The organism is Iocasia fonsfrigidae, assembly GCF_017751145.1.
Lineage (GTDB): Bacteria > Bacillota > Halanaerobiia > Halanaerobiales > DTU029 > Iocasia > Iocasia fonsfrigidae.
Map to the genome: position 1 here is coordinate 1,061,879 of NZ_CP046640.1, position 20,883 is coordinate 1,082,761.

20 protein-coding genes, 6 tRNA genes and 1 other annotated feature (1 of these 27 running past the window's edge) are annotated in these 20,883 nt (G+C 34.2%); of the genes, 22 read left to right on the forward strand and 4 right to left on the reverse strand.

The features are described 5' to 3' along the window. Nucleotides 1–188, forward strand: a binding site (T-box leader); it begins 70 nt to the left of the window's first position. 155 nt (nt 189–343) lie between these two features. From GM661_RS05030 to GM661_RS05075, 10 genes are all read left to right on the forward strand, one after another. Then, complete coding sequence (locus tag GM661_RS05030) at nt 344–2,038, forward strand: carbon starvation CstA family protein (RefSeq protein ID WP_230869022.1); 1,695 nt, start codon at nt 344–346, stop codon at nt 2,036–2,038. A gap of 344 nt (nt 2,039–2,382) precedes the next feature. Next, complete coding sequence (locus GM661_RS05035; RefSeq protein WP_230869023.1) at nt 2,383–3,045, forward strand: GntR family transcriptional regulator; 663 nt, start codon at nt 2,383–2,385, stop codon at nt 3,043–3,045. Between the two features lie 41 nt (nt 3,046–3,086). Beyond that, a complete protein-coding gene (locus GM661_RS05040) occupies nt 3,087–4,088 on the forward strand; it encodes a zinc-binding alcohol dehydrogenase family protein (protein WP_230869764.1) in 1,002 nt (333 codons plus the stop codon). Nucleotides 4,089–4,224: 136 nt separating this feature from the next. Then, the gene (locus tag GM661_RS05045) at nt 4,225–5,208 is read left to right on the forward strand and encodes a sialic acid TRAP transporter substrate-binding protein SiaP (protein ID WP_230869024.1); all 984 of its coding nucleotides are present in this window, start codon (nt 4,225–4,227) and stop codon (nt 5,206–5,208) included. A 232-nt stretch (nt 5,209–5,440) separates the two neighbouring features. Next, nucleotides 5,441–6,481: a zinc-binding alcohol dehydrogenase family protein gene (locus GM661_RS05050; protein ID WP_230869025.1), complete on the forward strand. Its 1,041-nt coding sequence runs from the start codon at nt 5,441–5,443 to the stop codon at nt 6,479–6,481. A 19-nt stretch (nt 6,482–6,500) separates the two neighbouring features. Further along, nucleotides 6,501–6,959: a TRAP transporter small permease gene (locus tag GM661_RS05055; protein WP_230869026.1), complete on the forward strand. Its 459-nt coding sequence runs from the start codon at nt 6,501–6,503 to the stop codon at nt 6,957–6,959. A 27-nt stretch (nt 6,960–6,986) separates the two neighbouring features. Continuing rightward, complete coding sequence (locus GM661_RS05060) at nt 6,987–8,258, forward strand: TRAP transporter large permease (protein WP_230869027.1); 1,272 nt, start codon at nt 6,987–6,989, stop codon at nt 8,256–8,258. 260 nt (nt 8,259–8,518) lie between these two features. Next, nucleotides 8,519–8,851: an ArsR/SmtB family transcription factor gene (locus tag GM661_RS05065; protein WP_125991999.1), complete on the forward strand. Its 333-nt coding sequence runs from the start codon at nt 8,519–8,521 to the stop codon at nt 8,849–8,851. Between the two features lie 90 nt (nt 8,852–8,941). Continuing rightward, nucleotides 8,942–10,114, forward strand: a complete 1,173-nt coding sequence (locus GM661_RS05070; RefSeq protein WP_230869028.1) for a permease — start codon at nt 8,942–8,944, stop codon at nt 10,112–10,114. Nucleotides 10,115–10,216: 102 nt separating this feature from the next. After that, the gene (locus tag GM661_RS05075) at nt 10,217–10,450 is read left to right on the forward strand and encodes a thioredoxin family protein (RefSeq protein WP_230869029.1); all 234 of its coding nucleotides are present in this window, start codon (nt 10,217–10,219) and stop codon (nt 10,448–10,450) included. A gap of 223 nt (nt 10,451–10,673) precedes the next feature. Here GM661_RS05075 and GM661_RS05080 read toward each other — a convergent pair. The 3 genes from GM661_RS05080 to GM661_RS05090 form a co-directional block, all read right to left on the reverse strand. Beyond that, a tRNA-Leu gene (locus tag GM661_RS05080) sits at nt 10,674–10,761 on the reverse strand. 117 nt (nt 10,762–10,878) lie between these two features. Continuing rightward, nucleotides 10,879–12,291, reverse strand: coding sequence for an MATE family efflux transporter (locus tag GM661_RS05085; RefSeq protein ID WP_230869030.1), 1,413 nt, complete (start codon nt 12,289–12,291; stop codon nt 10,879–10,881). A 28-nt stretch (nt 12,292–12,319) separates the two neighbouring features. Beyond that, nucleotides 12,320–12,754 carry a MarR family winged helix-turn-helix transcriptional regulator gene (locus GM661_RS05090; RefSeq protein WP_230869031.1) on the reverse strand — a complete coding sequence of 145 codons (435 nt, stop codon included), beginning with the start codon at nt 12,752–12,754 and terminating at the stop codon, nt 12,320–12,322. A 242-nt stretch (nt 12,755–12,996) separates the two neighbouring features. Between GM661_RS05090 and GM661_RS05095 the strand changes: the two genes are divergently transcribed. The 6 genes from GM661_RS05095 (at nt 12,997) to GM661_RS05120 (ending at nt 14,426) form a co-directional block, all read left to right on the forward strand. Continuing rightward, nucleotides 12,997–13,794 (forward strand): LCP family protein, encoded by a 798-nt coding sequence (locus GM661_RS05095; RefSeq protein WP_230869032.1) that lies wholly within the window; start codon nt 12,997–12,999, stop codon nt 13,792–13,794. 159 nt (nt 13,795–13,953) lie between these two features. Continuing rightward, nucleotides 13,954–14,029 (forward strand) — tRNA-Val (locus GM661_RS05100). A 59-nt stretch (nt 14,030–14,088) separates the two neighbouring features. Further along, nucleotides 14,089–14,165: transfer RNA gene (locus GM661_RS05105), tRNA-Asp, on the forward strand. Nucleotides 14,166–14,170: 5 nt separating this feature from the next. Continuing rightward, a tRNA-Phe gene (locus GM661_RS05110) sits at nt 14,171–14,246 on the forward strand. A gap of 8 nt (nt 14,247–14,254) precedes the next feature. Then, nucleotides 14,255–14,330: transfer RNA gene (locus GM661_RS05115), tRNA-Gly, on the forward strand. A 21-nt stretch (nt 14,331–14,351) separates the two neighbouring features. Next, nucleotides 14,352–14,426 (forward strand) — tRNA-Cys (locus GM661_RS05120). Between the two features lie 117 nt (nt 14,427–14,543). On the opposite strand, the gene GM661_RS05125 is transcribed toward GM661_RS05120, so the two are convergent. Then, nucleotides 14,544–14,756 (reverse strand): helix-turn-helix domain-containing protein, encoded by a 213-nt coding sequence (locus GM661_RS05125; protein ID WP_230869033.1) that lies wholly within the window; start codon nt 14,754–14,756, stop codon nt 14,544–14,546. A 211-nt stretch (nt 14,757–14,967) separates the two neighbouring features. Here GM661_RS05125 and GM661_RS05130 point away from each other — a divergent pair, with 211 nt between their 5' ends. The 6 genes from GM661_RS05130 to GM661_RS05155 all read left to right on the forward strand — a co-directional run bounded on the left by GM661_RS05130 (nt 14,968) and on the right by GM661_RS05155 (nt 20,878). Then, a complete protein-coding gene (locus GM661_RS05130; RefSeq protein WP_230869034.1) occupies nt 14,968–16,095 on the forward strand; it encodes a plasmid pRiA4b ORF-3 family protein in 1,128 nt (375 codons plus the stop codon). A 34-nt stretch (nt 16,096–16,129) separates the two neighbouring features. Next, a complete protein-coding gene (locus GM661_RS05135; protein WP_230869035.1) occupies nt 16,130–16,288 on the forward strand; it encodes a GrpB family protein in 159 nt (52 codons plus the stop codon). A gap of 287 nt (nt 16,289–16,575) precedes the next feature. Continuing rightward, nucleotides 16,576–17,454 carry an AraC family transcriptional regulator gene (locus GM661_RS05140; protein WP_230869036.1) on the forward strand — a complete coding sequence of 293 codons (879 nt, stop codon included), beginning with the start codon at nt 16,576–16,578 and terminating at the stop codon, nt 17,452–17,454. Between the two features lie 142 nt (nt 17,455–17,596). Next, the gene (locus GM661_RS05145; protein ID WP_230869037.1) at nt 17,597–18,316 is read left to right on the forward strand and encodes a ThuA domain-containing protein; all 720 of its coding nucleotides are present in this window, start codon (nt 17,597–17,599) and stop codon (nt 18,314–18,316) included. Nucleotides 18,317–18,432: 116 nt separating this feature from the next. Then, nucleotides 18,433–19,512, forward strand: a complete 1,080-nt coding sequence (locus GM661_RS05150; protein ID WP_230869038.1) for a Gfo/Idh/MocA family protein — start codon at nt 18,433–18,435, stop codon at nt 19,510–19,512. Nucleotides 19,513–19,681: 169 nt separating this feature from the next. After that, nucleotides 19,682–20,878, forward strand: coding sequence for an MFS transporter (locus GM661_RS05155; protein ID WP_407929616.1), 1,197 nt, complete (start codon nt 19,682–19,684; stop codon nt 20,876–20,878). The last annotated feature ends 5 nt before the right edge of the window (nt 20,879–20,883 follow it).

Below are 20,883 nucleotides of genomic sequence, written 5' to 3' on the forward strand. Positions count from 1 at the left end.
TATGGATTCCAGGGTTTACCTCACCTGTGAGCAGTCGGCTGAAAGGCAGCTGCCGATTAAGTGTGACCGGGTTTCTACCGTTAAAAAGAAGTGTATTTAACAGACTTTGTTAAGTTTGTTTGATATATTAAAGGGGTTGCCTGGCAGCAACAAGAGTGGTAACGCGGAATATAAACTTCGTCTCTTATTTAAAATAAGGGGCGGAGTTTTTTTAATGGATAACAAAATAAGCAGGATTAGTGAAATTTTAATTTTATAGTACTATAAATCACAGATTAATTTTCTTGACTTCTGTTAAAATATAGTTGTTTTATTATTATAATAATTTTAGGAGGTATTGGGAATGAACGGATTAGTAATGATAGTTCTGGCAGTTATTGTGTTAGGAGGGGCTTATCTATTTTACGGTAGATGGCTGGCTAAAACCTGGGGTATTGATCCTAAAGCAAAAACCCCTGCCTATGAGATGGAGGATGGTGTGGACTATGTGCCGGCCAAGACCAATGTAGTCTTTGGTCATCAGTTTGCATCAATTGCTGGTGCCGGCCCGATTAATGGGCCGATAATAGCAGCGATGTTTGGCTGGGTTCCTGTCCTTTTATGGGTTTTAATTGGTGGTGTTTTCTTTGGTGCGGTTCAGGATTTTGCTGCGATGTATGCTTCAGTTAAAAATAAGGGTCGCAGTGTAGGTTATATTATTGAACTGTATATCGGTAAGACTGGCAAGAGGCTTTTTCTTCTTTTTGTATGGCTGTTTTCGATCCTGGTAATAGCAGCCTTTGCAGATATTGTTGCCAGTACTTTTAATGGTTTTGCAGCAGATGGAAGTTTGAATCCAGCAAATGCTTCTACTGCAACAACATCTATTTTATTTATTGTCTTAGCAGTAGCCCTGGGTATGTTTATTCGTTATAAAAATCCATCTGCTGCAGTTACTAATATTGTTGGTATTATAGTTTTGATTGTAGCAATTGTTTTAGGACTGGTTTTTCCTATGTATGTTTCCCAGACATCCTGGCTTTATTTTGTTTTTGCGTATATATTTGTAGCCTCTGTTACACCGGTATGGGCCTTACTTCAACCAAGGGATTATTTGAATTCTTTTTTGTTAGTGGCGATGATGATCTGTGCTTTTATAGGGGTAATTGCTGCCAGACCAGCAATGAATCTCCCGGCATTTTCAGGTTTTACTGTCAAGGGGCAAATGATGTTTCCAATGTTGTTTGTCACGATTGCCTGTGGGGCAGTTTCCGGTTTTCACTCCCTGGTTTCATCAGGCACAAGCTCCAAGCAGATTCAAAATGAAAAGAATATGCTGCCGGTTTCTTTTGGAGCTATGCTCTTAGAGTCCCTGCTTGCTGTGATTGCTTTAATTACTGTAGGGGCTCTGGCAGTAAATGGACAGCTGCCTAATGCTGCTCCACCTGTTATTTTTGCAGAAGCCATTGCTGGATTTCTAGGTGTATTAGGTTTTTCTAGAATTACTATCTTTACAATTATTACACTGGCCATCTCTGCTTTTGCCTTAACATCATTGGATTCTGTAGCCAGGGTCGGTCGTCTTTCTCTACAGGAATTATTTACTGATGACGGGATAGATCCAGAAAACACTTCTACTCTGCAAAAGATATTGACAAATAAGTTTTTTACAACAGCTCTTACTTTATTTTTCTCCTATTTATTGGCTATAGTAGGTTATAAAAACATCTGGCCTTTGTTTGGTTCAGCAAATCAGCTTCTTTCTGCCCTTGGTTTAATTGCTGCAGCAGTATTTTTGAAAAAGACCAAAAGGAAAGGATTTATGCTGTGGGCCCCAATGACTATCATGCTTGCGGTTACTTTTACGGCCCTAGGTCAAACCATCTTTAAGATTTTAAATAAATTATTTTTCACTAATAATTTTGTAATTGTTAGTGATGGTTTACAGCTGGTATTTGCAATATTACTTGTCGGTCTTGGTTTTCTGGTTGCTGTTTCTGGCTTTAAAAAGATTTTTAAGGAAGAAAGTCTAACTGAGGCTGTTTCAGCAGCAGAATAATTTGTTTTGATTATAAGATGAACTTTTAAACAAGAATGCATACCGGTATGCATTCTTGTTTTTTGCAGAAGATATATTTAAGTATGGATTTGAACAGATAACTGAGAAAGAGTTAGAGGAAGTACAGCTTTACTCTAATTATCGAAAATATGGATGAAGATTTATAATATGGCTTTTTTTACCGTAAAAAGTTATTTGCTACCGAAGTGAAAAAAGTTGCTAAATAAAAATTCTTATCATGAGTTGTCGAAGAAACTTGACAATTCATATTTTTTAGTATAAGATGTATACAAGATATATATTACATATATATTGCATATATAATTAAGGGAAGGAGGCAAATTATGAGTTTTATGTATGAAGAAACACCATCTTATAATAATTTGAAAGAGAAGGCTTACTATATTATAAAAGATAAAATAATAAATTGTGAGATACCACCAGGGGCTTTTCTGGAAGAGGAGAAACTAAAGGAAGAAATCGGTGCAAGCCGGACTCCAATAAGAGAAGCATTAAATAAATTAGAGCAGGAAGACTTAATTAACATATTACCTAAACGAGGTATTTTTGTTACAGATATTAACATGAAGGATATTGAAAATATTTTTCAGATAAGATTACTTATGGAACCCTATATTATGAAAATTTCATATAAAAATTTAATTGAGGATGAGCTATTAAAATATAAAGAACTATTTAAAGAATATTTTACCGATCCTAAGGATGATTTATATTATACGGAGCTAGATGCCAGGTTCCATTATTTTCTTGTTAAAGCATCTGATAATAAGTATTTAATTAATATGATGCAGCAGATATTTATCCAGAATCACAGGATTAGAGTAATTTCTGCTAAAAAGCCAGATAGAATAGAAAATAGTATAAATGAGCACCTGCGCATAATTGATTTTTTATTAGAAGGGGAAATAGATGAAGCTGTTTCCGAAATGGAAGAACATATAAGACAATCTAGAGAAGTTGCCTTAAGACTGGGAATTAATATTTAGTTTTAAAAGTTTAGAATAAAGAGGTGGGAAGATTGAAAGTAGTGTCAATTGGAAAACCAGAAAAGATAGAATTAATAGATAAAAAAAAGCCTGAACTTAAATCCGGGGAAGCGCTTTTAAAAATTAAATATTGTGGTATTTGTGGTTCAGATATTTCTACTTATACAGGTAACCAGCCTTTTGCCAGTTATCCAAGAATTCCAGGCCATGAATTTTCTGCAGAGATAGTTGGGATAGAAGAAAATGATCTTGGATTAAAAGAGGGAATGATCGTAACAGCCAATCCATATTTTAACTGTGGAGGATGTTATCCCTGTGGTAAGGGTAAAGTGAATTGCTGTGAACATAATGAAACAATGGGTGTTCAAAGAGATGGCTCTTTTCAGGAATATATAACTATGCCAATTGAAAGAATTGTAGCGGGAAAAGGCCTTTCTGCAAAAACACTGGCACTTATTGAACCCTTTTCAATCGGATATCATGCTATAAAGCGTGGAAAGGTAAAAGAAAATGATAAGGTTTTAGTAATTGGCTCAGGTCCAATTGGAATTTTTGCTATGTTATCAGCAAAACTGGTGGGGGCTGAGGTAACTATTGCTGACAAATTAGAAAACAGACTAGAATTGGCTCAAGAAATGGGAGTAGATAATATTATTAATGTTGATAAAGTAGATTTATCAGTAGAAGTAAATAGATTAACAAATGAACATGGAATGGATGTTTGTGTTGAAGCAGTTGGTCTGGCAAGTACTTTTTTACAGTGTATTGAAAATAGCTGTTTTGGTGGAAAAATAATTCTGGTAGGTAATGGGAAAACAGAAGTAACATTTAATCATTCAATCCTATTAAAAAAAGAACTGGATGTTTATGGGTCACGTAACAGTCTGCATGATTTTAAGCCATTAATTGATACTGTGCTTAAAAATAACTTGGATATTGATAAAATTATTACTCATGTTTTTGATAAAGAAAATGTATTACAGGCATTTAAAGAATTACGTAATAATAATGGAAATATGGCCAAAGTACAGGTTAAGTTTTAGCGTAACATTATAGTTATTAATAGCTATGCTAATTCTATGTATAGTTATTAGAAGATAAATTTTTTTTAAAAAGGGAGGGATCAAAATATAAGCTAAAAGTACTTTAAAGCCAAAAATTAAAGGGAGTGAATAATTAATGAAAAGGAAATCTTTAATCTTAACAGTAAGTTTATTTTTGTTATTAACATTTTCATTTGCTATCAATGCAGCTGCACAGAAGGTTAATTTTAAGTTTGGGCATATATATGCACCAGACCATCCTTATTCAATTGGTGCTAGAGAATTAGCAAAAAGAGTTAGTGAAAAAACAGATGGTCAATTTATAATTAATGTATTCCCTGCTGGTCAGTTGGGAAGTGAAAAAGATCTGCTTGATTCTGTTTATTCAGGTGCAATTGATATGGCTTATGTAGGACCAGGTGAATTAGGAAAAAGATATTCTCCGGTGTCAGTTTTTGATGCACCCTTTATTTTTGAAGGTTATGAACACGGTCAAAAGGTAGTAAATGGAGAATTAGGAAAAGAAATTCTAGCAGATATGCAGGAAGAAACAGGTATCAAGGCTTTAGTTAGTGTATATTATGGAGCAAGGAAATTAACAATGAATTCTCCAGTCGAAACACCTGCAGATTTAAACGGAAAGAAAGTACGGGCTCCTGATATGCCTTTGCCACTAGCTACAGTAAGAGGTATGGGAGCTAAGCCTACTCCAATGGCTTTTTCAGAAGTATATTTAGCTTTACAGCAAGGTGTAGTAGATGGTCAGGAAAATCCTATTCCTACTATCTATAGTCAAAAATTTTATGAAGTTCAGGATTATATTATTATGACTAATCATACTGTTTGCTTTACACCAATGATTATTGCTGAATCAACCTTTAATGATTTGCCAGCTGAATATCAAAGGATTTTACAGGAAACTGCTGAAGAGGTAATGAATATAGTAAATGAAACTACTTTAAAATATGAAGAAGAAAAACTTACAGAAATGAAAGAGGCAGGAATTAAGGTTATTGAACCAGATCTAGAAGCATTTAAAGAATCTTCTAAAGAAATAGTAAAAGAGTTTGAAGAGCAATGGGGTCAAGGGATTTACGAAAAACTACAGAATGCAAAATAAATTTGTATATTGATTAAGCTAGAATAAGTAAAATGAAGGGGGGGAATTCCCCCTTTCATTTTCTTAAATAATTTACTAAATATAAAATAGTTTGAAATATTAAATTGAGAAAGGACAAATATGAAGAACAGTAAAATATCAAAGATGAATTTTTATCGAGCTTTGTCTAAAATAAGTAAACCGCTAGCTGGGGTTTTGAATTTAAGAAAGAATTTCTGCAGGAGGTAAAGTAATGACTAATAGTTTAATGAAAGCTTTGTTCCTAAAAAAACCCTATAAATTAGAACTAAAAAATACTAACATTCCTGTCTTATCACAGGGGGAAGTCTTAATAAAAGTTAATGCTGTTGCTTTATGTGGTACTGATATCCATGCTTATCATGGGAAACAAGGTTTATTTGAATATCCTCGTATTATAGGACATGAAATTTCCGGGGAAATTGTTGAAATGAATGCTAAACAAAAAAAATTAAGGATTGGTGACAGGGTAGCAATTATACCCTACATAAATTGTGGACACTGTATTTCCTGTAATAAAGAAATTTATGGAGCATGTGAAAACCTTAAGGTAGTTGGAGTCCATCAAGCGGGTGGATTAGCAGAATTTATTAAAATCCCGGTAGATAACTTAGTAAAATTGCCACAAAATATTGATAATTTAAACGGAGCGTTAGTTGAACCACTTGCTATTAGTACTCATGCGGTTCGCAAAGCAAATCCAAAATCAGATGAAAATATTTTGATTGTTGGGATGGGACCAATAGGTTTAGGCGCAGCTGAAATTGCAAAAACATTTGGGGCCAATGTTATTCTAGCTGATCTTAGTGAAGAAAGAAGAGATTTCGTTAGTAAGAGATTTGATTATAAAAATATATTAAACCCCTTAGCTGTAGATTATAGAAAACAGCTTGCTGAACTTACTGACGGTAATATGCCTGATACGATTATAGATACTACCGGAAGTAACAAGTCAATGGAATCATGTTTTAAATATTTAAGTTATGGTGGAAAAGTAGTTTATGTTGGTATCTATAATGGTGATTTAGTTATTGATGATATTGAATTTCATAAAAGGCAGACTCGACTTTTTGGCAGTAGAGCAGCCCAAAAAACTGACTTTGAATATGTAATTGGATGTATTGGTAAAGGATTAGTTAAACCAGAAAAATTTATAACTGATAAATTGGAATTTGATCAAAATATTGTAAAAAATATTAATTTAGTCATGGATAAAGGGCTAAGTGCTTTTAAAACATTAATAATTTTCAAATAGAATTATGAGGTGAGATATTATGAAATTACTGGAGAAATTCGAGAACTTTATAGTTTTAGTGTTTTTAGGAATGATGTTTGTAATTTTACTTTTTCAAATTATATTAAGATATTTTTTTAATCATCCACTTATTTGGAGTGAGGAATTAGCCAGATATTTATTTGTTTGGGTAGCTTTTATTGGTGCCAGTTTTGGTGTTAGAGATTCTTCACACATTAAATTAACAGTTATTTTCAATTTTTTCTCCAAGAAATTAAGAACAGTAATAAGTGCTAGTACAAATATAGTTTGTATTTTATTTTTTCTATACTTAATCCCTGACAGTATAAGACTGGCTGCTGACCAGTTTTCTGTTGCTTCATCTGCTATTGGCTTACCAATGGGATTGGTTTTTTTAGCAGTTCCAGTTGGATTTGTTCTAATGACAATCCGATTGTTAATTGATACCATTGGATTATTTCGTAAAACAACTCAGTAATTTCTATTATTTAGGAGGTAATAAATAATGACTTTGTTATTAATAATCTTAGTTTCATTATTAATGTTAGGAGTTCCTGTATCATTTGCACTTATAATTAGCTCAGTTGCTTATTTGATACAGCATGATATCTCATTATTTATAGCAATTCAAAGAATGACAATGAGTATTGGTGATTCTTTTACTTTAATTTCTGTACCATTTTTTATTTTAGCTGGAGTAATAATGAATACGGGTGGTATAACTGAAAAGATTTTCAATTTTGCTGATAAATTAGTTGGTCATATTACTGGTGGACTTGGTCATGCAAATATTTTGGCCAGTATTATATTTTCCGGTATGTCTGGTACTGCAATAGCAGATGCAGGAGGTTTGGGAGCTATTGAATTAAAGGCTATGAAAGACGCAGGTTATGATGAAGATTTTAGTTTAGCCATTACAGGTGCTTCTTCTATAATTGGTCCGATTATTCCTCCAAGTGTACCCGCAGTTTTATATGCAGTTCTAGCAGGGGCTTCTGTCGGCAAATTATTTATTGCTGGTATAGTACCCGGGATTATCATGGGTTTAATTATGGCAGTGTTTGTTTATTTTAAAAGTAAGAATGAAGATTATCCTATTCACAACCGGGCTCCATTAAAAGAAATGTTTGCCTCATTCAAAGAATCATTTTGGGCATTATTAACACCAGTTATTATAATTGGTGGTCTATTAGGAGGTATCTTTACTCCTACAGAAGCGGCTATTATTGCTGTGGCATATTCATTAGTACTTGGTTTTTGTTATAACAATGTTACCATAGAAAGAATCCCTGAACTGTTAAAAGAAACAGCCAGCCATACTGTTAGTGTAATGTTAATTGTGGCAGGTGCTTCTATTTTTGGCTGGATTTTGACAATTGAACAGGTTCCACAGTTGATTACAAACTTTTTTCTAACAAATATATCAAGTCAAATTGCAGCTATATTATTAATTAATTTATTATTATTAATTGTAGGGACATTTATGGAAACAATTGCTGCAATTACAATTTTGACACCAATACTTGTACCACTGGCAACAACTTTTGGATTTGATTTAACCCATTTTGGAATAATAATGATCTTAAATCTGATGATTGGCTTATTAACTCCTCCTTTAGGAATGGTTTTATATGTACTTTCATCGGTTTCTAAAGTTCCATTCGAGAAAATTGTTAAAGCCTCTGCACCTTATGTTATAGTATTAGGACTTACTTTATTGTTATTTACCTTTGTTCCTCAAATAGTATTATTTTTACCTAATTTATTATCAATGTAATGCTTAGTTTTTTCTAACCAACCCCCTTATTTATGGTATTAATTTTAAATAAGGGGGTTGATTATCCCCCTTAGTGAACAAGTATACTTAACAAAAGACCGTACTGTATCCAGATATGGTATATTTAGAGCTTTATGCTGTATGAAACTTGAATGATAATTCTTAAGTAAAAATATTCCTTGACAACTATATTCCAATATAGTAATATAATAATAAAGGGATATATATTCCCCTTATAAAATATCCTTAAGAAAGAGGTGATGACAATCAAAAAGAAATTATATGAAGCAAGAACCAAAGTTGCTAAAGCCCTTGCCCATGAAACCAGGCTTGAGATAGTTGATATCTTGAAGGAAAAAGAAGCACAGTGTGTCTGTGAACTTACTGAAATTCTGGGAGTTAGTCAGTCATCTGTTTCGAAACATCTAGGTATTTTAAAAAATGCAGGAATTGTGGATTTCCGGAAAGAGGGCTTAAATGTCTGCTATTATCTACGGACACCCTGTGTTGCTAATTTTTTCACCTGTCTGGATCGGATTATTGAAGAAGATTTTAAAAAAATGAAAGAACAACTTGATTTCATAGAAGGGTAAATTAATAGAGAGCTTAATATTTCTGGATTTTTAACTGATTTAATTTATAGTGCATAAGTTTAAATAATTACTAAATTGGGGGTTAGTTTTATGTCTAAAAGCAAAAAGTTTCTTTTATATCTGGCTGCTTTCTTGGGAGCATTTTATATTCCATTTTCTAATCCAACAATTAAAAATGCAATACTAGAATCTTTTCTCATGCTGCAGGAATATGCCCGAGAACATGTTATTTTATGCCTGGTACCGGCTTTTTTTATTGCTGGAGCTATCGCTAATTTTATCTCACAACAATCAGTAATTAAATATTTTGGTGGTCAGGCTAAAAAATGGATTTCCTATTCTGTTGCATCTGTTTCTGGTACCATACTGGCAGTCTGTTCCTGTACAGTATTACCTCTTTTTGCAGGTATTTATAAGAGGGGGGCAGGGATAGGTCCGGCAATTGCTTTTCTATATTCTGGTCCTGCTATCAATGTCCTGGCTATTATTCTCACAGCTCGTATTCTGGGTTGGCAGCTAGGTCTGGCCCGAGCTGTGGGGGCTGTTATCTTTGCTCTGATAATTGGCTTGCTGATGGCAGTAATCTTTAGAAAAGATGATCAGGAACGTCTGGCTGGTACAATGATGAATAACTCAGTTGATGAAGAAGAAAATAGAAGTGGATTACAGAATATTTTTTACTTCCTATCAATGGTCTTAATACTGGTTTTTGCTAACTGGGCCAGACCAGCAGATATGACCGGTATCTGGGCTGCAATCTATAAGCTTAAGTGGCCTGTAACAATTATTTTGTTAGTTTTCTTAGTCCTAATGCTGATTAAGTGGTTTAAAAAAGAGGAATTAAGTGAATGGCTTGAATCAACCTGGGGCTTTGCTGAACAGATATTACCACTTTTGTTTGCTGGTGTCTTAGTAGCGGGCTTCCTAATGGGTAGACCTGATACTAATGCTGGAATTATCCCTGCAGAATGGGTATCAAGATTTGTTGGCGGTAATTCTCTACTGGCCAATTTTACAGCATCTATATTGGGGGCTTTTATGTATTTTGCAACATTGACAGAGGTTCCTATTTTACAGGGATTAATAGGTCTGGGAATGGGTAAAGGACCAGCACTGGCTTTATTACTGGCTGGCCCGGCTTTGAGTTTGCCCAATATGCTGGTTATACGTAGTGTAATAGGTACAAAAAAGACGGTGGTTTTTGTCTCACTGGTAGTAGCCATGGCTACTATAACAGGGTTAATCTATGGAGTTATTGCTTAATACCTTAATAGATTTAATTGCTATAGGTAACTTTGATTTATGCTTAAAAAATAAGAAAAGAATGTACAGGAATCTAATAATAAAAAAGGAGAGTGTTTTGTAATGAAAAAAATCGAGATACTGGGAACTGGTTGTCCAAAGTGTCAGAAGACAACCGAAATCATTGAAAAGGAAATTAAAGAAGCCGATGTTGAAGCTGAAGTGGTAAAAGTGCAGGAGTTAGATGAAATTGTTAATCGTGGTGTGATGATGACACCAGCTGTAATGGTTGATGGAGAATTAAAATGTGAAGGGAAGATACCTGGTTCTAAAGAGATTAAATCCTGGTTTGAATAATATTTAAATGGCAATATTCGTTTTTGTATAAATGCCCCTTAACAGGGGTGTTTTTTGTTATAAAGAATAAAAAACGCTTCCCTAAATGGAAAACGTTAATCAAATCTTGACCCCGAAATTCTTAAAATTGGATGATATTCTATAATATTGTGTGATGTATACTGTGCAAAAATTACTGTTATATCAGTACTTAATGGGGTTTTTTAACACCCTTAAAAAACAGTGGTGCCGAGGGCGGGATTTGAACCCGCACGGTCTATTAGACCACTAGCCCCTCAAGCTAGCGCGTCTGCCAGTTCCGCCACCTCGGCTCAATTAAGATATGACGATATATATTATAACATATATATTTTATCTGTCAACTAAAAATAGAAACTTTTTTATTGATTTATAGGCAGAATTGCTTTATATAAATTATATGTCTCTATTCAGTCTAGTATCTCTATCACCATTTTTTCATTATTTTGCACTACCTTTAAATCCTTCCATTTACCAGATAGAAAACGCCAAACGATTAATCCAGCCCTGACAATTACATCTACCCCCATAGCCAGCCAGAAACCATTTAAACCTAGTTTAAAATAAAAGGCAAAGATAAGGCTGAATATTAATCTGACCCCCCAGTTCCCGATAATGGTAAAGTACATAACCCATTTAGTATCTCCAGCACCTCTCAAGGCCCCTGCCAGGACCATAAAAAGGCCGAAAAGAGGCTGAAAAAACAGGAATATCCTCAGGGCTGATGTAGCCATCTTAATAACACCAGGTTCATCTGTATATAAGTGGATAATAGGTTGAATCCAGATAAACATGGCTATTGAAGCCAGAGCCATTAATATTACAGTTAGATAGGCAGATTGTTTACCATATTTCTCAGCTAAGTCCTTTTTTTCAGCTCCCAGGCTCTGTCCGATTAAGGTAGTTGCTGCCATTCCAAATCCAAAGCCAGGCATAAAAGAAAGGGTAGTGACATTCATTGCTACTGCATTAGCAGCAATAGTCATAGTACCTAAACCAGCTACCAGTGCTGTGTAAATAATTTGGCTGCTCTGTCTGGCAAATTGTTCAATAGCGGCCGGGATACCGATTTTTAAGATGTTTTTGATTGTCTCCCAATCAAATTTCCAGCTCAGTTGTTTCCAATCTAATCTGATATCTATATCACCTCTGATGAGAACTATTAGCCCTATAATGAAACCAACTAGTCTACCTATTCCTGTTCCCAGAGCAGCCCCTGTTACACCCAAGGCAGGGAAGAAGCCGATACCAAAGATTAGCAGGTAGTTAAGCAGGACATTGATAATATTGGTAATAAACATAATAAAGAGGGGTGTTTTCATATCACCTATTCCCTGAAGTATTGCGTTAATTACCATCATTGGCAGGCCGAAAATCATAGATGCTAGAACAATCTTTAAATAAACACTTCCTTCATTAATAATAAATTGATCTGCTTCCTCCATTAAGACCATCATTAGTTTTAATATTTCTTCTGAAAAAAGAGAACCTAGAAAAGCCAATATTAAGGCTGCCAGAAAACCACTCATTAAAGACTGCCACATAATGTGATTTGCTTCTTCTTTATTACCAGCCCCAACATAATGGGCAACCATAGCGGTGGCCCCTATAGTAAGTGACATTAAAGAACCGATGAGAACAAAAACAATTCTATTACCAATGTCTACAGAGGCAATAGCAGCTGCACCTAACTGTCCGATCATAATAACATCTACTACCCCGACAATACTCTGCAGAAATAACCTTAAGATTGCAGGCCAAGCCAGACCTAATATATTTCTGCGCATTTGTTTAGGACTTGTATCAATAGTTAGTTCTGACATTTTATCTCTCCTCAAAAAATAATGTGTACTATAAATTTATTAGGTTATTTAAAAGATTTTCTAATAAACAAATTGCCTGTTTCTGCTCATCTATATCTATTTCGTTTAGTGCTTTTTGAAAAAATAACTGTCTTTCATTAAGCAGTTTTTGCAGCTGCATTTTGCCCTGCTGGGTGGTTTTTAATAGGACTATCCGTCTATCTTTTTTATCCCTGCATCTATCAACAAAGCCTTCTTCTACTAAATGATCAACAGTGACTGTGAGGGTACTATTAGCTGCCATTAATTTTTTATTTAATTGGCTCATATTTACTGGTTCTAATTTAGAAATAACCCATAGTGTATGAAACCGGGGGAAGGTTAAACTGTATTTACTTAATTTTGTTTTAGTATATTTATTAAGATGTATATTAATCCTCCTTAACAGGTTATCTAGCTTTACTGTCTCTTCCTTTAATTCCATATTTAGTTCACTCCTCTCCATAATAATATTTTTATTATTTATTATTTCGATAATAAAAATATTATATAATAAAAATAGATTTCTGACAAGATTTTTATGATGAAAATAATAACAGTAACCAGGTAGAAAGGATTATATTTGCAGAATTAATTTTTATAAAAGCAGGAATTTTTATTATTTTATAGAATAATAAAGTTAGGATATCAGAATTAGTGGGATTATTTTTAAGGAGGATGATTTATATGGCAGAAGGGAATCAAAATCAGAATAGTTCCCGAAGAAATAACTTTAAGATATATATTGCAGTGTTTATTGCTTTAATTTTACTTGCTGTAGGGTTTTATCTGTATTATTTTTATCCACAGTTAATTCCAGGTATGGCCAGTACTAATTTGCAGGATAATGTGAATGTATTAATAATGGGTTTTGATGATGCTGCTAATAGTAGTGAATCTGATGGGGAAATAAACGTTGATACTATGGTTTTAGTAAAACTAGATACATTAGAAAACAATTTAAATGTAGTTAATATTATTTCAGAGGATAAGTCAGTTAGTGAAGATATAAAAGAAGAGGAATTAAGTAATATAATGGCTGAGGCAGGTGCTTTGACCGGTACGAATATAGATTATTATTTTACAGTAAGTTATAATGGTTTCAAAAATCTAGTTGATAATCTTGAGGGGATAACTATAGAGCTGGATGAAGATTTAAAGATACCTGGCCTGGCTCTTAACTTGCATGAGGGTAATAATAATCTTTCTGGAAAAGAAACACTTAATTATGTCCGCTGGTATGACTATAGAACAGAAGAAACTACCCGTGTTAAACGGCAGCAGAAGGTAATTAATGCCATAATAGATAAGGCTTTTCAGGAAAAGGGACTGGTTGATATACCAGAGCTTTTTAATACTACTGTAGATACTTTTAAAACAGTAAATACGAATATTGAATATACACTGATAACAGAGCTTGTTCAGTATTTAATGAAGAATAAAGATGAATTGACAATAGATTATACTGTAGAACCTGCTGAATAGATTGGATTATTAGAGGAGTTCTTTCCTAGAAACAGCAAGTATTAGAGAGATAAATAGGTATAAATAAAAATAAAGGATTATTATTAGTTATAATGGTCTTTGACTTAAGAAGTCTTATTGTGTATACTTATTAATGCTGACAGCATAACATGTTGTCACGGGCGAATAGCTCAGTTGGGAGAGCACCTGCCTTACAAGCAGGGGGTCACAGGTTCGAGCCCTGTTTCGCCCACCATTTTATTTATGATGTAAGAGATGAGAGGTAAATAAGAGGTTTTATCTAACTTCCAAAATGGAGGCGTAGCGTAGTGGTTTATCGCGCCGGCCTGTCACGCCGGAGATCGTGGGTTCAAATCCCATCGCCTTCGCCATTTTTGGTGAGATAGCTCAGTCGGTAGAGCAGTGGACTGAAAATCCACGTGTCGACAGTTCGATTCTGTCTCTCACCACCATTTTTTTTGCGGGAATAGCTCAGCTGGTAGAGCATCTCGTTGCCAACGAGAAGGTCGCGGGTTCGAGTCCCGTTTCCCGCTCCATTTGCATATAATAAAATATGGGGCGGCATAGCCAAGTGGTAAGGCAGAGGACTGCAAATCCTTTATTCTCCAGTTCAAATCTGGATGCCGCCTCCAACTATAATGATTGATATGACAGCCGTTAGGGCTGTTTTTTATTTTAATAAAAAGGTTAAAGATATTTCCAATAATGCCCAGAATGGCTGTTTGTCTGGCAGGTTAATTAATATTATTTTACTTTTCTTCATCAACTAACTCTAATATTTGATTAAAATCTGTAATATTGAGGGCTTTCATAACTTCCTCTAGTGTATGAAATTGAATACCTTCAGTTTGTTGATTAACCATTCTATATAAGGTAGGGTAGGTTAAATTAGTATTACTAGAAAGCCAGTAAATTGACCTGTTTTTTTGTGATAATATATCCTTAACTTTTACTTTTATCATGGGAAACACTCCTTCATTTATATAAGTTGATTTTATATAATTATACTTTATATAAATTTTAAAATAAATATACACACAATATATTATACTATATTTTACTTAATTCCATTGACCATATTAAAGATGCATAGGACCTGCAGTTTGGTCGCCTCAATTCAGTGAAATCCAGTATCTTTTAATAATATACCTTATGAGAAAAGGAGTTTTCTTTATGCTAATACAATGTACAAAAAAATTACTGAATCAACTAAAGGTAAAACCTGAGCCGGGGATAGAGGAAGAAGCACTGTTTTCCTGGCATACTAATATAATAACAGTTAATCGCAGAAAGACAGTGGTGCTGGTCAACGATAAAAATCGCTATTCAATTGTTTTATATGGCTTGAAAGCTAAAGATTTAAAAGAATTTGATCAGCATATTAGGGAAGTTGTAAGAAGGACACTAGAGGAAGAATATATTAAGGATGATCTTGTAGAAAAATTTATAAATAACAGTGGGGATATAGTCTATGCAAAGACCAGAAATCGCTCTCTGGTCTCCAGGATGAATGAATCATGTAGATTAGTAGAGTTTTACTCTGAATTACTGGACGAAAGTTCAATATATCAACCAGCTCTCAGTAAAAGTATTAGTCAAATGATGGTAGGAGATGGGGAAGGTGGCTATATCGACCCCAATGAAGAATTTTATCAGGATCTGGAGGCTCTTTCGGGTGAGAATATTTTCAGCTGTCAGGCTGCGGTAATCATGATAAGCCTGGCTCTGGAGAAAGAAAAGGTCTGGCGGAGACTGGTAGTGCCGGTAAATATATCTTTTGCGAAATTACATCAGGTAATTCAGGCTGCTTTTGGTTGGAAGGATTATCACCTGCATGAGTTTTATATTTATGGTGAAGAAAAAACAGATATTTCTAATATAAATCATTCTGGATATCATAAAGATGGCTTGAGACCTATTATCTGTCTGATTGGTTCAGAAGAGGATCTGGAATATCAGGATGATTATGTGAAGATGAAACTGGAAAAAGGAATCAGACTTTCTAAATATCTTCCTGCCAGAATTAAATATAATTATGACTTTGGAGATAACTGGCAGCATTATCTTGAAGTTGAGGAAATTATCGATGATTATAGTTATAACTATCCGCAATGTCTAACTGGTGAGGGAAATACACCTCCGGAAGATGTGGGTGGAAAATATGGATATCAGAAATTTTTAGAGATAATAGCTGATCCTGATCATCCTGACTATGATTCTATGATGGACTGGGGACAATCTCAGGGATATAAAGAATTCGATTTGGAGGAAGTAAATAAAGCTATCAAGCGCAGATATTAGAGATATATGCAGTATTATAAGGAAGGAATGAAAAATGCTAGGACTGGAAAATAATGCGGTCAGTTTAATAGATTATTATTCTGCCTGGCAGGATTTATTTGCCAGGGAGGAAAAGCAGCTGCTAAATAAGCTGGGGATGATTGTAGAAGAGATTGAGCATATTGGCAGTACTTCAATAATCTACGAGATATAAGGCCATTTATTGACAATGGAGAGATAAATAATATTGTTACTTTAGATATTCTATATGAATACTACATAAGTGAAAATAAACCTATTGCTGATATAGAAAAAATAATTACTGATATGCGTTATAGGAAGAGGAGATTGCCTGGTATTAGTTTTGAGGATTATGTAATGAATCGAAGAGGATCCGAGTAAACATATTATTCAATAATTTGGACTCTGGAAAAGAGGTTAACCCTATAAATTACTGGATATTATGAGATGGAAATGTTAAAATCAAAATGGTGATTGTAAATGAAAGCATTTAAACAAAAAGAAATTCTGGAGCCCGGCTTCCCTTTTAAACTGTTTCTGAATGAAGCGGCTTTTAGTTTTCCACCACACTGGCATGAGGAGATAGAGATAATTTATGTAGAGTCAGGTAATTGTAAAGTGGGCTTGAGTAATATTCAATATGATTTAAAAACAGGTGACATTTTATTAATTGGAAGTGGGGATGTTCATTATTTTTTGCCGCGTTTAGGTGATAGTAAAAAAGTTTTTATACAATTTGGTTTATCAATCTTTAATGATTTATCAACGGCAAAGAATGAGGGGAGATTTATTACACCACTGCTTAGTAAAACTCATCAGTTAAGTAAAAAGGAACAGCCTGTATCTAATGAAAATGAATTAATACATCAAAAATTAGAGAAGCAAATTCTAAAAATAATTGAAGAATTTAATAAAAAACAGGATGGATATCATCTTGTTTTAAAAGCACGTTTATACGATATTGTAGCCATTTTATTAAGGAATATCCCACAAAAGGAATATACCCTAAATGATAAGAATAAGCAAAATGAGCAATTAGAAAGGTTGAAAAATGTTTTTGAATATGTTGAAAAATATTATACTGATGATATTACTTTAGACAAGGTCGCAGGTGTTGCAAACTATAGTGTTTATTATTTTGCTAGATTTTTTAAGGAAGCTGTAGGAATGACATTTGGTCAGTATCTTGAACACTATAGAATAGGAAAAGCAGAGTGGCTTCTTATAAATGAAAGGGATAAATCAATTACTGATATTTCTTTTGATACTGGTTTTAATAGTATAAAGACATTTTACAGGGTATTTAAAAAGATAAAAGGGTGTTCACCTAAAGAGTTTCAGAAATCAGCATTTAAATAAAAATAATTTAATTTAGCAATATTTAAGAATAGTAGGGCAAGATATGACATGAATCTTGCCTTTTTTTTATATAAAATTTAATTGGAGAGTTATACTAATGGACAAATTTTAGTATTATACAGAAAGATAGGGAGGAATTAGCGTGAAAAAGGCTTTGATTGTGCAGGGGGGCTGGGATGGTCATCAACCAGTTCAGGTTGCGGAAAGATTTGAAAAGATTTTAAAGGAATCCAATTTTCAGGTAGAGATACATGATACCCTTGATGTTTTTCTTGATAGGGAGAAGATTAAATTTTTAGATTTAATTGTTCCTATTTGGACAATGGGGAAAATTACAGAAGAACAGTTGGAGTCTGTCATGGAAGCTGTAGGTAGTGGGGTTGGATTGGCCGGATGTCATGGTGGGTTATGTGATGCTTTTCGGGAAAGTGTTGCCTGGCAGTTTATGACAGGTGGAAACTGGGTAGCACATCCCGGTGGAGATGGTGTTAAATATACAGTTAATGTCAGGAATAGTTCCAGTACTATAACTACTGGTATATCGGATTTTGAAGTGGAGAGTGAACATTATTATTTACATGTTGATCCTGCTGTAGAAGTTTTGGCTACAACTCGTTTCCCTGCTGTAAACTGGTATCATGCATCAAATGGGGAGGTTGATATACCTGTTGCCTGGACTAAACGCTGGGGATACGGGAGGGTCTTTTATAATTCTCTGGGGCACCATAATGATATTTTTGATATACCAGAAGCATTTGAATTAATGAAAAGGGGTCTTCTATGGGCTGCTGAAGGTAAGAAATTGGCAGTGGAAGAGGGAGCAGATATTAATAAGTTCAAAAGTGATAAGAAAATGTTTTAATTTATTTTGCTATGGGTGAAAGATAATTTTTTAGGATATAGCTTTAATATATATAACTATAATTTTTGAAAAGTATATATAGAGAGATTGATATAATAACAAGGGGGGATTCTGATATGGAAGAAAAGCTTAATGTTGGTATTATAGGTTGTGGAAATATTAGTGATATATATTTAGAAAATTGTACTCATGTTTTCGATAATTTAAATGTAAAGGCAGTTTCTGATTTGATAGTTGAGCGGGCTGAGGAGAAAAAAGAAAAATATGAAATACCTGAGGTCTGTACAAGTGAAGAGCTATTAGGTGATCCGGATATTGATATAGTATTAAATCTCACCACACCGGATGTACATGCTGAAATTGCCCTGGCAGCTTTGGAATCTGGTAAACATGTTTATGGCGAGAAACCTTTTACTATTAGTATAGATGATGGGAAAAAGATATTAAGTCTTGCGGAAAAAAAAGGTTTAAAGGTCGGCTGTGCACCAGATACTTTTCTTGGTGGAGGGTTACAGACTTGTCGTAAATTAATTGATGATGGATGGATTGGTGAGCCAGTGGCAGCAGAAGCTTTTATGGTCTGTCACGGGCATGAAAGCTGGCATCCTGACCCTGGATTTTATTATAAAGTCGGTGGGGGACCAATGTTCGATATGGGGCCTTATTATTTAACAGCTCTGGTTTCCTTGATGGGACCTATGTCCCGTGTTACAGGTTCAGCCAGAATAACTTATCCTGAAAGGACTATAACAAGTGAAGCTAAATATGGTCAAAAAATAGAAGTAGATATACCCACACATGTTGCCGGGGTTATGGATTTTGAAAACGGAGCAGTTGCAACTATTATTACCAGTTTTGATATCTGGGATTCTAAATTACCAAGAATAGAGGTACATGGGAGCCTTGGTTCTTTAATTGTTCCTGATCCGAATACTTTCGGCGGGCCTATTTATCTAAAAAGATATGATTATGATAAATGGAAAGAAATACCATTAAGTCATGGATATGCTGTAAACAGTAGGGGAATGGGTTTGTCAGATATGGCTCGTGCGGTTTTTGATGATGATAAGCACCGCGCTAGTGGAGAATTAGCTTTTCATGTACTTGAAGCTATGCATGGATTTCATATTGCTTCAAATAGTGGAAAACATTATGATATGAAGTTTAAATGTGAGCAGCCATCTGCTCTAGTTTAAAAGTTGAATTTCATTAATCATCTGGAACAAATAAAAAGGAAATTGAAGCAAGACATTCTATAGAAAAATTGAAGCCAACGACTACTGGATGCTCGATAGGTTATATAAGTCCTTATTTGGAGAATTAGAAAAATATAATAGGGAAATTCAATTCATCACACTAGGAGGAATGCAATTGTTTATTTTACTTATAATTATTTATATTTCTTTTATTAGTCTTGGATTACCTGATTCGCTGCTAGGTTCTGCCTGGCCGGTAATGTATAAAGATTTATCTGTAGTTGTTTCATATGCAGGAATAATAGCAATGATAATTGCAGCAGGTACAGTCATATCTAGCTTTTTAAGTACAAGGTTTATAAAAAGATATGGAACCGGTATGGTAACAATAATTAGTGTAGCAATGACGGCTCTTGCCTTGATAGGATTTGGGTTATCACATTCTTTTATCTTTTTACTGCTGTTTGCAATTCCCCTTGGGTTAGGTGCTGGATCAGTTGATGCTGCTCTGAATAATTTTGTTGCTTTGCATTATGAGGCTAAACATATGAACTGGTTACATTGTTTCTGGGGAGTAGGAGCAACAGTAGGGCCGGTAATTATGTCATATTGGCTGGTTCAGAATAATAACTGGAATATGGGTTATATAACAATTGGTATTATACAGAGTATTCTGGTTATTGCCCTTCTAACATCACTTCCAATATGGAAGAAAGCGGTAACAGATAAAAATAAGAAACAAGAAAATGATAGTAATAGTAATGAGACTAATGATATACAAACCCTTTCACTGCATGAAATTCTTAAAATTCCCAAATCAAAGACAGTTTTACTGGCTTTCTTTTCTTACTGTGCGTTAGAATTAACTACAGGACTCTGGGCTAGTAGCTATGCTGTGAATAATTATGGGGTATTATCAGAAGTTGCAGCAGTCTGGACTTCAGTATATTACCTGGGTATAACACTTGGGCGTTTTGTGTCCGGGTTTGTATCTATTAAGTTTTCAAATAAACAACTAATCCGAATTGGACTGAGTAGTATTTTTCTTGGAATATTGCTCTTTATACTTCCGTTACCTTTATGGAAAATTCCCTCTGGTTTAACTCTGATAGGTGTCGGATGTGCACCTATTTACCCTAGTATGCTTCATCAGACCCCAAAGGTATTTGGTAATGAACTTTCACAGGCAATGATGGGAGTTCAGATGGCTTTTGCTTATATTGGTTCTACCTTCATGCCGCCTTTCTTCGGTTTAATTGCTGGATATATTGGAATTTCATTATTTCCTTTCTTTATATTGATATTGGCTTTTATCATGTTAGTTTCTATAGAGATAGTAAATAGCAAAATTGCCGCTAATCAATAAAAAAA

Coding starts and splice junctions, on each gene's coding strand:
- GM661_RS05030 (WP_230869022.1), top strand. CDS start 344: ATGAACGGATTAGTAATGATAGTTCTGGCAGTTATTGTGTTAGGAGGG.
- GM661_RS05035 (WP_230869023.1), top strand. CDS start 2,383: ATGAGTTTTATGTATGAAGAAACACCATCTTATAATAATTTGAAAGAG.
- GM661_RS05045 (WP_230869024.1), top strand. CDS start 4,225: ATGAAAAGGAAATCTTTAATCTTAACAGTAAGTTTATTTTTGTTATTA.
- GM661_RS05050 (WP_230869025.1), top strand. CDS start 5,441: ATGACTAATAGTTTAATGAAAGCTTTGTTCCTAAAAAAACCCTATAAA.
- GM661_RS05055 (WP_230869026.1), top strand. CDS start 6,501: ATGAAATTACTGGAGAAATTCGAGAACTTTATAGTTTTAGTGTTTTTA.
- GM661_RS05060 (WP_230869027.1), top strand. CDS start 6,987: ATGACTTTGTTATTAATAATCTTAGTTTCATTATTAATGTTAGGAGTT.
- GM661_RS05065 (WP_125991999.1), top strand. CDS start 8,519: ATGACAATCAAAAAGAAATTATATGAAGCAAGAACCAAAGTTGCTAAA.
- GM661_RS05070 (WP_230869028.1), top strand. CDS start 8,942: ATGTCTAAAAGCAAAAAGTTTCTTTTATATCTGGCTGCTTTCTTGGGA.
- GM661_RS05075 (WP_230869029.1), top strand. CDS start 10,217: ATGAAAAAAATCGAGATACTGGGAACTGGTTGTCCAAAGTGTCAGAAG.
- GM661_RS05085 (WP_230869030.1), bottom strand. CDS start 12,291: ATGTCAGAACTAACTATTGATACAAGTCCTAAACAAATGCGCAGAAAT.
- GM661_RS05090 (WP_230869031.1), bottom strand. CDS start 12,754: ATGGAATTAAAGGAAGAGACAGTAAAGCTAGATAACCTGTTAAGGAGG.
- GM661_RS05095 (WP_230869032.1), top strand. CDS start 12,997: ATGGCAGAAGGGAATCAAAATCAGAATAGTTCCCGAAGAAATAACTTT.
- GM661_RS05125 (WP_230869033.1), bottom strand. CDS start 14,756: ATGATAAAAGTAAAAGTTAAGGATATATTATCACAAAAAAACAGGTCA.
- GM661_RS05130 (WP_230869034.1), top strand. CDS start 14,968: ATGCTAATACAATGTACAAAAAAATTACTGAATCAACTAAAGGTAAAA.
- GM661_RS05135 (WP_230869035.1), top strand. CDS start 16,130: ATGCTAGGACTGGAAAATAATGCGGTCAGTTTAATAGATTATTATTCT.
- GM661_RS05140 (WP_230869036.1), top strand. CDS start 16,576: ATGAAAGCATTTAAACAAAAAGAAATTCTGGAGCCCGGCTTCCCTTTT.
- GM661_RS05150 (WP_230869038.1), top strand. CDS start 18,433: ATGGAAGAAAAGCTTAATGTTGGTATTATAGGTTGTGGAAATATTAGT.
- GM661_RS05155 (WP_407929616.1), top strand. CDS start 19,682: ATGCAATTGTTTATTTTACTTATAATTATTTATATTTCTTTTATTAGT.